The sequence below is a fragment of the uncultured Paracoccus sp. genome, assembly GCF_945915435.1.
GTDB lineage: Bacteria > Pseudomonadota > Alphaproteobacteria > Rhodobacterales > Rhodobacteraceae > Paracoccus.
This window is the reverse complement of the sequence record NZ_CAMEFG010000047.1, coordinates 16,391-30,141: the sequence shown is the minus strand read 5'-3', so window position 1 is coordinate 30,141 and position 13,751 is coordinate 16,391. Positions and strand designations below refer to the sequence as shown.

Here is a 13,751-nt window from a genome sequence, read left to right as displayed (position 1 = left end):
CGAGCCGGGGCTGATCGGCACATCCGCATCGGCGGCGCTTGGCGCGGTGCTGGCGATGCAGACCGGGCTTGCCGCCGCCCTGCCGCTTGGCCTGCCGCTGGCGGCGCTGGCGGGGGCGCTGGTCTCGGTCCTGCTGATCCTGATGCTGGCGGGCGCGCGCGGCGGTGCGCTGCCGCTGATCTTGGCCGGCATCGCGATCTCGGCGCTGGCGGGGGCGGCGACCTCGCTGGTGCTGAACCTCTCGCCCAATCCCTTCGCTGCCAATGAGATCGTCTTCTGGATGATGGGTTCGCTGGCGGACCGCTCGATGCTGCATGTCTGGACCGTGCTGCCCTTCTTCGTGATCGGCGCCGGGCTGCTGCTGGCTACGCGGCGCGGTCTGGATGTGCTGACATTGGGCGAGGATGCGGCGGCCTCGATGGGCCTGCGCATGGGACACCTGCGGCTGGCGCTGGTCGTCGGCGTGGCGGCGCTGGTCGGGTCGTCCACGGCGGTGGCGGGCGGGGTCGGTTTTGTCGGGCTGGTGGTGCCGCATCTGCTGCGCCGTGCGGTCGGGGCCAGCCCCTCGCGGCTGCTGGCGGCCTCGGGTCTTGGCGGGGCGGCGGTGATCCTGGCCGCCGATATCGCGGTGCGGGTGATCGCGCCGGGCCGCGACCTGAAGCTGGGGGTGCTGACGGCGCTGGTCGGCGCGCCCTTCTTCCTGCACCTGATCTGGCGGATGCGGGGGAATGGGCTATGACATTGTTGTCGCTGCAAAACCTCTCTGTCGTGCGCCATGACCGCCCGGTTCTGTCGGGCATCGACCTGACCGTGGCCGAGGGCGAGTTCGTCGGCCTGCTTGGCCCCAACGGCGCGGGCAAGACGACGCTTCTGCGCGCGGCGCTGGGGCTGTTGCCGCATGGGGGCGCGTCGTCGCTGGACAGGCTGACGGCGGACCTGCGCGCCCGCCACGCCGCCTTCATGCCGCAGGGGCGCGAGATCGCCTGGCCCCTGCCGGTCGAGCGCCTGGTCGCCCTTGGCCGCACGCCGCATGGCCGCAGCCCGGCGGACGGTCCCGCCGTCGAGCGCGCCATCGCTGCCCTTGAACTGGCCACGCTGCGCCACCGCCCCGCCACCGAACTGTCGGGTGGCGAGCAGGCCCGCGCCCTGATCGCCCGGATGCTGGCGCAGGAAACGCCCCTGCTGGTGGCGGATGAACCTGTCGCCGGCCTCGACCCCGCCGCGCAGATCAAGGTGATGCAGACCTTCGCCGGCATCGCCGCGCAGGGCCGCGCGGTGCTGGCATCATTGCACGACCTTGGCCTTGCCGCGCGCCATTGCACCCGCCTGGTCCTGCTGTCCCAAGGCCGCATCGCCGCCGATGGCCCGCCCGAGGCGGTGCTGACCCCCGACACCCTCGCCCGCGTCTTCGGCATCACAGCCCTTTTCGCCACCACCCCCGAGGGGCCGGTCTTTCAACCCCTCGATATCCTGAAAGAACAGCAATAGCGGGGCGTTCGGCAGGCTGTTTTCTAGGTCAATCCCGCGCGGACAGGCTGGCCGTCAGTTCCGTCGTCAGCGCCTGCACCCGCGCGGCGTGGCGGGCGCGGGTCTCGGCCTGCGCGGGGCCGGTCGAGGCCGCGATGCCCGACAGGATCGCGGCCAGTTCGGCGCAGGTCTGCGCCAGCGCGTCGTCCCCCGTCGTGACGGTGGGGCAGGGCGGGGTCGCCGGGTCGGGTGCATCTTCGTCGCGCGCCGTCAGTTCCTCGGCGATCACCAGCGCTTTGGCGCGCAGCCAGGCATAGCGCAGGTTATCCAGCAGCGCGGGAATATCCGCAGTTTCCCGCACGCCGCCGATCCATGCGCGGAAATCGCCCGGCATCCCCGGAAAGGCGTTGAGATAGACGGCGGCGCCCAGCCCCGCCTCGTGCCGCCCGCCCGGATGGGTGATGCCGCTGTCGCCCAGAAGCTGCTTGGCGCGGGTCAGGATGCGGGGATGCAATTCCTCGAACCCCGGATCGTTGACTTGCAGCAGGGTGACGGCCGTGCCGCGTTTCTCGGGGTCTGACACGGCAAGGCTGAACAGCGGGTTTTCGGCCACCCATGCCTCGACCGCCGCGCGGTTCGCGGTCGAGCGCGCGTTCAGCGCCGTGACCGGCCCGATGCGGCTTTCGATCCGGCGCAGCCCGAAGGTGGTCTCGGCGAAGGCCAGCAGGCTGAAGGTATTGATGACGCCGCCGGTCATTCGGTCTGCCTGCGCATCATAGAACGGCCCCTGCGCGACCGAGCGCGGGCCGGTGACCGGGCGCGCGGGGTCCTGCGGCACGGTCAGGCTGAGTTGCCGGGGAATCGCCCATGAGGGGGTGGCGATATTGCGGTCGATCTGCGCCAGCGCCTGCGGCGTGAAGCTGGCGGTGAAATAGCCCGAGACCCCGCCGATCGCTTTTTGCAGGGGCATGAACAGGCAGCATTTCGCCATCATTCCGGCGACCACGTCATCCGGCCAGGGCATCGCCCCCAGAAGCGAGGTCGCGTCGATGATCGCATGGCGGTTCACCGGGTCGCGGTCCAGCCATTCCAGCAGACCGGCGACCTCGGCGGCGGAATAGGCGGTTGCGCCGGTGGTTTCATGGCCGACGCCGATGAACAGGCGGATGCCCATCTCCTCCAGCGCCTCGGCGGGCGGGATGGCGCCTTCGTCGCTGGCGAAATGCAGCCGCTCGGTCGTGCCGTTCCGCGACAGGCGGCACAGGTCGGTGATCTGCGCGGCCCATGACTGGCGGAAGAATCCGGCTGGCCCGTTGCGGCCGCTTTCGGGGCGGGGGGTGTCGATCCAGACCTGCTGGGCCGGGTCGTTCAGCGTCATCAGGTGCTGGATGCAGGCGGTGAAGCCGCTGTGCCCGCCGCCCAGTCCCACGGCAAGGCGGTTCTGCAAGGGCAGGCCGAAATAGCGGTGAATGGCCCGCATCATGTCGCGCAGGATGCTGTCGGCAGGCTCGCCCCGGTGCATCGAACGCGCGAGTTCCGAGACCGTATAGCCGCCCACATCGCGGCCCCGGTCGTCGGTCTTGCGATAGGTGGCACTCACCCATTGTTCGAATTCCAGCCGCCGCAACCGCCGGTCCACCTCGTCGGTCGAGCCGTCGCTGATCGGCCCGACGCCGAAGAACGGGTTGGACGGGCGCGCGGGCGGACCCGCGCGCGTGGCGTCAAGCGCGGCCTCGCGGGCCGCGCGCAGGGTGTCGGTGGCAGGCATGGCGGGTCCTTTCGGGAAAAGGGGGCGCGGTCAGGCCCTGGTGTCGTAGGCGCCGACGTAATGACCGGCGGCGATGCCGCGCAGGACGTCCTCTTCCTTGGCGGATTGGGCGCGGGTGGCCTCAAGCAGCGCAGGCGCGACGGATTGGGGAAAGGCCACGACGCCATCGGCATCGCCCACCACGATATCGCCGGGGTTGACCACCATGCCGCCGATGGTGACAGGGACGTTGATCTCGCCCGGTCCGTTCTTGTAGGGGCCAAGATGGATGCCCGCACGGGCAAAGACGGGGAAATCCGATGCCGCCAGCGCGGCCACGTCGCGCACCGCCCCGTCCAGCACGAAGCCCGCCGCCCCGCGCATCCTGGCCACCGAGGACATGATCTCGCCGATCAGGGCGCGGCTGATGTCGCCGCCGCCATCGACCACGATCACGTCGCCGGGGCGCAGCAGGTCCAGCGCCAGGTGGATCGCCTTGTTGTCGCCCGCGCGGGTGCGCACGGTCAGCGCGGTCCCCGCCATCGGCGTGCCGTCATGGAAGGGGCGCAGCCCGACCGCGCCGGGCAGGCGGTGCAGGTTGTCGCTGATATTGGCGACGGGCAGGGCGCGGAAGGCGTCCACCAGCGCGGGATCGGCCTGCACGGGATTGGGGTTGTGGCGTTCGTCAAGCATCTTGGGCTCCTTTGTCATTTGAGCGCGGCGCAGGCTTCGGCGATCAGCGCGCAGCCCTCGGCGATAGTGTCTTCAGAGGTGGCGAAGGACAGGCGCAGGCAGGGCGACATGCCATAGGCCGCGCCGTCCATCACCGCGACGCCTACGGATTTCAGCAGATAGAGCGTCAGGTCGGTGTCGGTTTCGATCACCTCGCCTTCCGGCGTGCGGCGGCCGAGCAGGGCCGAAACGTCGGGGTAGATGTAGAAGGCCCCTGCCGGACGCGCGCAACTGATGCCGGGAATGGCGCTGAGCCGTTCGTGCATCAGGTTGCGGCGGCGCTGGTAAAGCGCGACCATCTCGCGCACCGGGGCCTGGTCGCCGTTCAGCGCCTCGACCGCCGCCGCCTGGCTGATCGAGCTGGGGCAGGTCGTCGATTGGCCCAGCAGCTTGGTGATCGCGCCGATGACCTCGGACGGCCCGGCGGCATAGCCGATCCGCCAGCCGGTCATCGCATAGGCCTTGGACATTCCGTTGATCATCAGGACCCGCCCGGCAAGGCCGGGATCGACGCGCAGAAGGCTGTCGGCGCGGGCACCGTCATAGACCAGATGTTCATAGATATCGTCGGTCATCACCGCGACATGGGGGTGGCGGTGCAGCACCTCGGCCAGCGCGGCAAGTTCCCCGCTGGAATAGACCGCGCCGGTCGGGTTCGAGGGCGCGCAGAGGATCACCCAACGGGTGCGCGGGGTGATCGCGGCCTCCAGTGCCGCAGGCGTCAGCTTGAAATCGTCGCCGCGCGCGCAGGGCACGATCACCGGCCTGCCGCCATTCAGCGCCACGATGTCGGGATATGAAACCCAATAGGGCGCGGGCACGATCACCTCGTCACCGTCATTCAGGGTGGCTGCGAAAGCCTCGAAGATCAATTGCTTGGCGCCGCAGCCCACGACGATATCCGCCGGGCTGACGGTCACGCCGTTGTCGCGCGCCAGCTTGTCCGCGATGGCCTGACGCAGCGCCGGCGTGCCGTTCGAGGCGGTGTAATGCGTATCCCCTGCGCGCATCGCTGCGATGGCGGCTTCGATGATATGGGGGGGCGTGTCCAGATCCGGCTCGCCGATGGTGAAGTCCACGATCCTGCGCCCCTGCGCCCGCAAGTCGTTGACGATGGCCTTGGCGGCGATGCTTGCCGAAGGTTTCAGCGCATTCACGCGGTCGGAGAGGGTTATGCTCATCGGTTTGCCTATGATTTGGGCGAACGGCCCCGAAAGGGCGGTCATTTGCGGAATTTCTTGCATCTTATGCGGGGGTATCATAAAAAAAACCGATAAATATTTATCTTATATCATTCCTGATAAGAATGATTGACGGAGGTTCCATGCCTGCCCCGACCACGCTGAAGCAGTTGGAGACGATCTATTGGATCGCCAATCTGGGCACGTTCGAGCGCGCGGCGCTGAAGCTGAACACGACGCAATCGGCGATCTCGAAACGGATCCAGGAACTGGAACTGGCCGTGGGGGCGGAACTGTTCGACCGCAGCCTGCGCGGCGCGCGCCTGACCGAGAAGGGCGAATACCTGATCGCCATCGCCGAAGAGATGCTGGAGCTTCAGAACCGCATCCACACCTTGCGCGACGGCGCCGCGCCCCCGGTGCGCCGGATCCGCTTCGGCGTGACCGAACTGATCGCGATGACATGGCTGCCGCGCATGGTCACCCTGCTGCGCGAGCAATTCCCCAATGTCATGCTGGAACCCGAGGTGGACATGAGCCGCACCCTTTACGAGGGTCTGCAAGACAACAGCCTGGACCTGATCGTGATCCCCGAAACCTTCTCGGCGCCCGAGGTCACATCCCAGGTTCTGGCCCATGTCCGCAACGACTGGATGGCGCGGCCCGGACTTGTCGCCTCGGACGGGCGCGGGCCGCTGCCGCTGTCGGATCTGGCCGGGTATCCGATCCTGTCGCAGGGCAGCCGTTCAGGCTCGGGGCTGCATTTCAGCAAATGGCTGCGCAACCAGGGGATCGTCTTTCCGCGCCAGGTTTCCAGCGACAGCATGACCGCGCTGCTGGGGCTGACCATCGCGGGGCTGGGGGTTTCCTACATGCCAAGCGCCTGTTTCCAGCCCCTGATCGACGAGGGCAAGCTGGAAATCGTCCTGGCCGAGCCCGCCTTGCCGGCGGTTCCCTATGCCGCGATGTATCGCAACGACCGGCCCTCGGCCATCGCGGCCTCGGTGGCGCAGGTGGCCGCCGAGGCCTGCGATTTCACCCGGCAGTTTCAGGGATGATCGCTATAAGGAATGAAATTCCATAAAATTAAATCGCTTTTTGTCAAGAAAAGGGCGGGTAAGGATGGCCGGGCAAGGGCGGATGAATGTTTCCCGCCCGAAAGGGGGTTGCATGGACTTCGCGCAGATCAGGCGAATCGTGGATGAACTGGCCGGATCGGCGGCCAGCGAGGTCAAGGTCGAGACCGGCGGGATGAAGATCCACCTGCGTTTCGCCCATGCCCACGCGGCCCCCGTGGCCGTCGCGGCGCCCGGCGCGGAAACCGTCACCGCCCCCATGCCCGGCGTGGTCTATCTGGCGCCCTCGCCCGGCGCCGCGCCTTTCGCCGGCATCGGCGCGCAGGTCGCCTCGGGCGATACGCTGCTGCTGGTCGAGGCGATGAAATCCATGCTGCCCGTCCGCGCCCCCTTCGACGCAGTGGTCGAGGATATCCTGACCTCCGACGAATCCCCGGTCGAGATGGGGCAGCCCCTGATGCGCCTGCGCCCGGTATCCGCATGACCCGCAAGCTGCTGATCGCCAACCGGGGCGAGATCGCCCTGCGCATCCAGCGCGCCTGCCGCAAGCTGGGCATCCCGCATGTGCAGGCCTGTTCGCAGGCCGACCAGGACGCCCGCTATGTGCAGCAGGCCGACCAGTCCATCTGCATCGGTCCGGCGCGGGCGCGCGACAGCTATCTGAACATCCCGGCGCTGGTCTATGCCGCGCGGGCGACCGGCGCGGACATGATCCATCCGGGCTATGGCTTCCTGTCCGAAAACGCCGATTTCGCCGCTGCCGTCGAGGCCGAGGGGCTGATCTTCGTCGGCCCGCCCGCCTCGGCGATCCTTGCGATGGGCAACAAGGTCCGCGCGCGCCAGGCGATGATCGCGGCGGGGGTGCCCTGCATTCCCGGCTCGCCCGGTCCGCTGCCGGGTGATGCGGCGGAAATCCGGCGGATTGCGAAAGGGATCGGCTATCCGGTGATCGTCAAAGCCTCGGGCGGGGGTGGTGGGCGCGGGATGCGCGTCGTGCAGGCCGAGGCCGAACTGGACGAGGCCGTCGCCCTGACCCGCGAGGAGGCCCGCACTGCCTTCGGCAACCCCGAGCTTTACATGGAACGCTACCTGACCACGCCGCGCCATGTCGAATTGCAGGTGCTTTGCCACGGCCACGGCAATGCGGTGCATCTGGGCGACCGCGACTGCTCGATGCAGCGCCGCCACCAGAAGGTGATCGAGGAAGCCCCGGCCCCCGGCGTTTCGCGTGCGCTGATCGAGCGGGTGGCGGCGCGCTGCCTGGATGCCTGCAAGGCGATGGGCTACCGCGGTGCGGGCACCTTCGAATTCCTCTATGAGAACGACGAGCTGTTCTTCATCGAGATGAACACCCGCCTTCAGGTCGAGCATCCCGTGACCGAGATGGTCACCGGCATCGACATCGTGGCGGCGCAGTTGCGCATCGCGATGGGTGAACCGCTTGGCCTGACGCAGGCGGATGTGCGCTTCACCGGCCATGCCATCGAATGCCGCATCAATGCGGAGGACCCCGCGACCATGCTGCCCTCGCCCGGCTGCGTCAGCGAATGGCAACCGCCCGAAGGCGAGGGGCTGCGCGTCGATACCCATCTGCACGAGGGCTATCAGGTGCCGCCGCATTACGATTCGCTGGTGGCGAAATTCATCGCCCACGGACCGGACCGCGCCAGCGCCATCGCCCGGATGGAGGATGCGCTGGCCGCCACCCGCGTCGCCGGTATCGCCACCAACATTCCGCTGCAAGCCCGGCTGATGCGCGACGCGGCCTTCCGCGCGGGCGGCGCCGGGATCAACTATCTGGAGACGAAGATGAAGGCGGAGGCAGGGGCATGAGCGGGCCGGTCTTTTCCGAACTGGGCGAGGCCGCGCTGCTGTGCGAATACGCCCCCGGCGCGCTGGATCTGGACCGGCAACGGCGGGTCTGGGCGGTTGCCTCGGGCCTTGCCGGGGTGCCGGGTGTGCGCGAGGTGATCCCCGGCATGAACAACCTTGCCGTGGTCTACGACCCCGACGCCTTCAACCCCGCGACGCTTGCCGCGCAGATCAAGGCACTGTGGTCCGCGCCCATCCCCGATGCGACGGGCGGGCGCACGCATGAGATCGCGGTGACCTATGGCGGCGAGGCCGGGCCAGACCTGCCCACGCTGGCCGAGGCGGCAGGCATGTCCCCCGCCGCATTCGCCGAACTGCATGCGGGCGGCGATTATACCGTCTATGCCCTGGGTTCGCAGCCCGGTTTCGGCTATCTGGGCGGGCTGGACCCGCGCCTTGCCGCCCCGCGCCGCGCCGTTGTCCATCCCCGTGTCGAGGCGGGCCGCGTCATCATCGGCGGCGCGCAGACGGCGGTGCAGTCGCGCACGACGCCTTCGGGCTGGCACATGATCGGGCGGACCGAGGCGGTCTTCTTCGACCCCGCCGCCGACCGTCCCGCGCTGCTTGCGCCCGGCGACCGGGTGAAATTCAGGCTGTCGGAGGTGCTGGCGTGATCGAGATCGTCTCTGCGGGCGTCATGGCTTCGGTCCAGGACCTGGGCAGGCCGGGCTGGCGCAATCTGGGCGTCGGCAGCAGCGGCGCGATGGATGCTCTGGCGCTGCGGATCGGCAACATGATGGTGGGCAATCCGCAGGATCTGGCGGGGATCGAGTTCACGCTTGGCGGTTTCCGCCTGCGTTTTCAGCGCGATGCGGTCTTTGCCCTGACCGGGGCCGATGCGGGCGCGGTGCTGGACGGGGTGCCGGTGCCCGCATGGTGGGTGCGCCACGCCCGCGCGGGGCAGGTGCTGAGCGCGCAGATGGCCGGGCGCGGGATGCGCAGCTATCTGGCTGTTGCGGGCGGGATCGACGTCGCGCCTGTCATGGGCTCGCGCGCGACCGACCTGAAGGGCGGCTTCGGCGGGCTTGAAGGTCGCGCCCTGCAAGCGGGCGACCTGCTGCCGGTGGCCGAGGCCGAGCCGCCCCGGATCGGCCCTTGCGGTTTCGGGCTGGACGCGGCCCGGCTGAACCTGCTGCCCGAGGCCGAGCCCGAGATCCGCTTCATCCCGGCGAAGGAATGGGACATCCACGGCCCCGCCTTGCAGGAACGCTTTCTGACCAGCGCATGGGTGCTGCAACCCGACAGCAACCGCATGGGCTATCGCCTCTCGGGGCCGGAAATGCGGCGCGGCGAGCCGCTGGAACTGCTGTCGCACGGCATCCTGCCGGGCACGATCCAGCTTCCGCCGGGTGGGCAGCCGGTGATCCAGCTCAACGACGCCAATACCTGCGGCGGCTATCCCAAGCTGGGCGTGGTGGTTGAGGCCGACCTGACCGCGCTGGCGCAGCTTCGGCTTGGCGCACGGCTTCGCTTCCGCGCGGTGACCCGTGACGAGGCGCTGGCGGCCCGCGCGGCGCGGGAAACCTTCATCACGCGACTGGCGACGCGGATCGCGCTTGCGCGGGACTATTCGATGCGGAGCGGCTGGAATGGATAGGAACCTTGCCACCGAATTGCGGTCGCTGATCGACCACCTTGCCGCGCGCGGCGTCGCCATGCTGTCCGTCCGTCAGGGCGACGAACGGCTACGCATCATCCTTGACGCAGGCACCGCCCCGCACGCGCAGGCGGAACCCGTCACCATTGCCGCCCCCGGACCGGGCGTCTTTCACGCCCGTCACCCCGGCGGCGCGGAACTGGCCTGTATCGAGGCGGGCGATTTCCTTTTCCCCGTCGCCAGGGTCGGCGAGGGGGACGAGATATTGGAACAACAGGGCGCGGTCGTCGGCTTTGGCACCCCGCTGATCCGCAGGAAAGGCAAGGCATGACCGGGCGCACAATCGACCTGAATTCCGATCTGGGCGAGGGCTATGGCGCCTGGCGCATGGCCGATGACGGGGCGATGCTGGATATCGTCTCCTCGGCCAATATCGCCTGCGGCGCCCATGCGGGCGATCCGGTGGTGATGGCCGACACGCTGGCGCTGGCCCTGGCGCGCGGTGTCGCGCCGGGGGCGCATATCGGCTATCCCGACCGGCAGGGCTTCGGGCGGCGGCCGATGCAGCTTGACCTGCGCGAACTGGAACTGCTGGCCCTGACCCAGCTTGGCGCGATCTCGGCTCTGGCCGGGGCGGCGGGGGTGCGGTTGACCCACGCGAATTTCCACGGCGCGCTGGGCAACCTGTCATTCACCGATCGCGACGTGGCGCGGGTGCTGATCGGCGCGGTGCGCAGCTTCGACCCCGAGCTGGCCTTCGTCGGCCTGCCCCATACCGCCGCCGCCGACGAGGCCGAGCGGCAGGGGCTGCGGCTGGTGCGATCCTTCCTTGCCGACCGGGCCTATAACCCCGACGGGACGCTGGTTTCGCGCAAGCAGCCCGGCGCGGTGATCCACGATCAGGGTGCCGTCGCGGCCCGCATCGCGCAGGCGCTGTCCGAGGGCACCGTGCGCGCCCTCGACGGCAGCCTGATCGCGATGCCGGTCGATTCCATCCTGATCCACAGCGACACGGCGGGCGCGGTCGAACTGGCGCAGGTGATCCGCCGCACGGTCGAGGAGGCAGGCTTCGCCGTTGCCCCATTCGCCACCCCGCGCCGCATATCTCATTCTTGAAAGGAATGAAAAACCATAAGTATATATCGCTATAATTTCTCAACCCCCTGCGCTTTCATGGGTTGAGAGATGCCGCGATCCGCGAAGACTCCGATGACAAACATCACATAACAGGGAAAACAAAGATGAACCGCTTCCAGAAATTCGGCCTCGTTTCGGCACTTGCCCTTGGGGTCGCCGCGCCTGCGATGGCGCAAACCGCATGGGACCTGCCGGTGGTCTGGCCCGCCGAGAATTACATCACCGTCAACACCCAACGCTTCGCCGAAGAGGTCGCCGCCGTCACCGATGGCGAGGTGCGGATCACCATCCATCCCGGCGGCTCGCTTGGCTTCAAGGGGCCGGACATGTTCTCGGCGGTGCGCGACGGGCTGGTGCCCATCGGCGACATGCTGCTGCAACAGCAGACCGGGGACAACCCGCTTCTGGGCCTGCAATCGCTGCCCTATCTGATCGACACCTACGAAGAACAGGTCGCGTTCCAGGAATTCTACCGCCCCGTGCTGAACGATGTCTTTGCCGAGAACAACCAGAAGCTGCTGTTCACCATCCCCTGGCCGCAACAGCAGGTCTACACGAAGAAGGAAATCAACTCGATCGACGACTTTGCCGGCATCAAGATCCGTTCTTCCGACGCCTCGGCGACCGAGATCTTCCGTGCCGCCGGCATGACCCCGGTGCAACTGCCTTGGGGCGAGGTCATCCCCTCGCTGGCCACGGGCGCCATCGAGGCGGTGGGCACCTCGTCGCCCTCGGCGGTGGACGGCTCGTTCTGGGAATTCCTGACCCACGGCTATCCGACGCGCCACACCTGGAACCTCGATGCGGTCAGCGTCAACCTTGACGCCTGGAACCAGCTTTCGCCCGAGCATCAGGAAGCCATCGCCGAGGCCGCCGCGCGGATGGAACCCGAGTTCTGGCAATCGGCGCAGGATACCGACGCGGAACAGCTTCAGGTGCTGGCCGAGAACGGCATCACCAATGCCGAACTGGACGATGCCACGCGCGAGGAATTGCGCACCCGCGCCGCACCGATCCGCGAGGCCGAGATCGCCCGCATGGACCCGCGCGGGGCCGAGGTCGTCGAGGCGTTTGAAAGCCGGTGATCCATCCCCAGCCGGAGAACAGTTCCATGTGGCAATCAATCTATCGCGCCACCGACGCGCTGTCGCGCGCGATGGCCTATCTGGCGGGTTTCGCCATCCTGGTCATCGCGCTGATGCAGGTGGTCGAGATCGCCCTGCGCAACCTTATGGGCATCAGCCTGACCTTCGTTTGGGAATATGCGGCCTATATGCATATCGCGGCGATCTTCATGGGGCTGGCCTTCACGCTGCGGACCGGGGGGCACATTCAGGTGACGCTGCTGGCCGTGCCCTTTCCGCGCCTGTTCGACTGGCTGTCCTCGACGGTGGGGCTGATCATCTCGGGCTATCTCAGCTTTGCGATGATCCGGCTTTGCTGGAACTGGGGCAGCACCGGGCGGACCTCGGGGACGGTGGACAACCTGCCGCTGGTCTGGCCGATGATCTTCGTGGCCTTCGGCGCCGCGATGCTGACGCTGCAACTGGTGTTTCGGCTGGTCCACCTGGCCTTGGGCACGCGGCTGCAAGAACGGTGGATCGCCACCGTCGCGGCCGATTGAGGAAAGGGAAACATCATGCCGCTTTCCGTCATAACCCCGGTCCTGCTTCTGTTCCTGCTTCTGGGCAGCGGCGCGTGGATCGGTCTCGGGCTCATGGGCGTGGGCATCGCCAGCCTCGAGCTGTTTCGCAACCTGCCGGTGGACCGCGTGCTGGCCCAGACCGTCTGGAACGGGCTGTCCTCGCCCGAACTGCTTGCCCTGCCGCTGTTCATCCTGATGGCCGAACTGGTCTTTCGCTCGCGCTTCATCGGCGGGCTGTTCCATGCGCTGGAGCCTTGGGTGCGCCGCTTTCCGGGTGGCCTTCTGCACACCAATATCCTGGGCTGCGCCTTCTTCGCGCTGATCTCGGGGTCCTCGGCGGCGACGACCAGCGCCATCGGCAAGATCACCCTGGGCGAATTGGAAGAGCGCGGCTATCCCAGGTCGATCTCGATGGGGTCGCTTGCGGGGGCGGGGACCTTCGGCTTCCTGATCCCGCCCAGCATCATCATGATCGTCTACGGGGTGCTGTCGCAGACCTCGGTCATCAAGCTGTTCGCCGCGGGAATCATCCCCGCGCTGATTCTTGCGGCGATGTTCATGGGCTATCTGGCGGTCTATTCCTGGGTGCGGCCCTTCGAGGTGAAGGCCGAGCCGACCGCGCATATCTGGCGGGAACGCTTTTCGCGCCTGCCCACGCTGCTGCCCTTCCTGGTGCTGATGGTTTCGCTGCTGGGGTCGATGTATTCGGGCCTTGCCAGCCCGTCCGAGGCCGCCGCGCTGGCCGTCGTCATGACCATGCTGATCATGGCGGGCGAGCGGACGCTGAACCGGCGCATCCTGGTCGATGCCTGCATGGGCACGGCGCGCACCGTCAGCATGCTGGGGCTGATCATCGGCGCGGCCTCGTTCCTTTCGACCGCGATGGGCTACCTGGGGCTGCCGCAGCAGATCTCGGCGGCGATCAATGCGATGGAACTGTCGCCGCTGGTGCTGATCATGCTGCTTCTTCTGATCTACCTGGTGCTTGGCTGCTTCCTTGAGGGGATGTCGCTGATCGTGATGACGCTGCCCATCGCGCTGCCGCTGGTCGTGGGGGCGGGCTATGACAAGATCTGGTTCGGCGTCTTTCTGATCATCGTGGTCGAGATGGCGCAGATCACCCCGCCGGTCGGGATGAACATCTTCGTCATCCAGGGCCTGACGGGCGAGAAGCTGGGCACCGTCGTGCGCGCGGCATTCCCCTTCTTCCTGCTGATGATCGCCTTCGTCATGCTGATCGCGGTCTTTCCCGGCATCGTCACCTTCCTGCCGGCGATGGTCTGACCTGCGGCGGCGC

At 67.8% G+C, this 13,751-nt stretch carries 15 protein-coding genes; 12 read left to right on the top strand and 3 right to left on the bottom strand.

Annotated elements, in window-relative coordinates; genetic code table 11:
- Positions 1-739 (top strand): iron ABC transporter permease (locus Q0O97_RS14435; RefSeq protein WP_294930780.1); only part of this gene is annotated, 739 nt, incomplete at its 5' end.
- Complete coding sequence (locus Q0O97_RS14430; protein ID WP_294930761.1) at positions 736-1,488, top strand: ABC transporter ATP-binding protein; 753 nt, start codon at positions 736-738, stop codon at positions 1,486-1,488. The genes Q0O97_RS14435 and Q0O97_RS14430, both read left to right, overlap by 4 nt.
- A gap of 28 nt (positions 1,489-1,516) precedes the next feature.
- Here the strand turns inward: Q0O97_RS14430 and Q0O97_RS14425 are convergent, their stop codons facing one another.
- From Q0O97_RS14425 to Q0O97_RS14415, 3 genes are read right to left on the bottom strand one after another with little or no spacing between them, the layout of a single operon-like run.
- Positions 1,517-3,235 carry a hypothetical protein gene (locus Q0O97_RS14425; RefSeq protein ID WP_294930757.1) on the bottom strand — a complete coding sequence of 573 codons (1,719 nt, stop codon included), beginning with the start codon at positions 3,233-3,235 and terminating at the stop codon, positions 1,517-1,519.
- Positions 3,236-3,265: 30 nt separating this feature from the next.
- Positions 3,266-3,907: an RraA family protein gene (locus Q0O97_RS14420; protein WP_294930754.1), complete on the bottom strand. Its 642-nt coding sequence runs from the start codon at positions 3,905-3,907 to the stop codon at positions 3,266-3,268.
- 14 nt (positions 3,908-3,921) lie between these two features.
- Entirely contained in the window at positions 3,922-5,127 is a 1,206-nt protein-coding gene (locus Q0O97_RS14415) for a pyridoxal phosphate-dependent aminotransferase (protein WP_294930751.1), read from the bottom strand.
- Between the two features lie 143 nt (positions 5,128-5,270).
- Between Q0O97_RS14415 and Q0O97_RS14410 the strand changes: the two genes are divergently transcribed.
- The 10 genes from Q0O97_RS14410 (at position 5,271) to Q0O97_RS14365 (ending at position 13,738) form a co-directional block, all read left to right on the top strand.
- Positions 5,271-6,185: a LysR family transcriptional regulator gene (locus tag Q0O97_RS14410; RefSeq protein ID WP_294930747.1), complete on the top strand. Its 915-nt coding sequence runs from the start codon at positions 5,271-5,273 to the stop codon at positions 6,183-6,185.
- 112 nt (positions 6,186-6,297) lie between these two features.
- On the top strand, positions 6,298-6,687 hold the full coding sequence (locus Q0O97_RS14405) for a biotin/lipoyl-containing protein (protein WP_294930744.1): 390 nt from the start codon (positions 6,298-6,300) through the stop codon (positions 6,685-6,687).
- Positions 6,684-8,036, top strand: coding sequence for an acetyl-CoA carboxylase biotin carboxylase subunit (accC, locus tag Q0O97_RS14400; RefSeq protein WP_294930741.1), 1,353 nt, complete (start codon positions 6,684-6,686; stop codon positions 8,034-8,036). Before Q0O97_RS14405 ends, accC begins: the two co-directional genes overlap by 4 nt.
- Positions 8,033-8,689, top strand: coding sequence for a 5-oxoprolinase subunit PxpB (gene pxpB / locus Q0O97_RS14395; RefSeq protein ID WP_294930738.1), 657 nt, complete (start codon positions 8,033-8,035; stop codon positions 8,687-8,689). The genes accC and pxpB overlap by 4 nt, the downstream gene beginning before the upstream one ends.
- Positions 8,686-9,672: a biotin-dependent carboxyltransferase family protein gene (locus Q0O97_RS14390; protein ID WP_294930735.1), complete on the top strand. Its 987-nt coding sequence runs from the start codon at positions 8,686-8,688 to the stop codon at positions 9,670-9,672. The genes pxpB and Q0O97_RS14390 overlap by 4 nt, the downstream gene beginning before the upstream one ends.
- Positions 9,665-10,003, top strand: coding sequence for a hypothetical protein (locus Q0O97_RS14385; RefSeq protein ID WP_294930732.1), 339 nt, complete (start codon positions 9,665-9,667; stop codon positions 10,001-10,003). Before Q0O97_RS14390 ends, Q0O97_RS14385 begins: the two co-directional genes overlap by 8 nt.
- A complete protein-coding gene (locus Q0O97_RS14380) occupies positions 10,000-10,788 on the top strand; it encodes a 5-oxoprolinase subunit PxpA (protein ID WP_294930729.1) in 789 nt (262 codons plus the stop codon). The genes Q0O97_RS14385 and Q0O97_RS14380 overlap by 4 nt, the downstream gene beginning before the upstream one ends.
- A gap of 125 nt (positions 10,789-10,913) precedes the next feature.
- On the top strand, positions 10,914-11,894 hold the full coding sequence (locus Q0O97_RS14375; protein ID WP_294930726.1) for a TRAP transporter substrate-binding protein: 981 nt from the start codon (positions 10,914-10,916) through the stop codon (positions 11,892-11,894).
- 26 nt (positions 11,895-11,920) lie between these two features.
- Entirely contained in the window at positions 11,921-12,433 is a 513-nt protein-coding gene (locus Q0O97_RS14370) for a TRAP transporter small permease (protein ID WP_294930723.1), read from the top strand.
- Positions 12,434-12,448: 15 nt separating this feature from the next.
- Complete coding sequence (locus Q0O97_RS14365) at positions 12,449-13,738, top strand: TRAP transporter large permease subunit (RefSeq protein ID WP_294930721.1); 1,290 nt, start codon at positions 12,449-12,451, stop codon at positions 13,736-13,738.
- Positions 13,739-13,751: the final 13 nt, after the last annotated feature.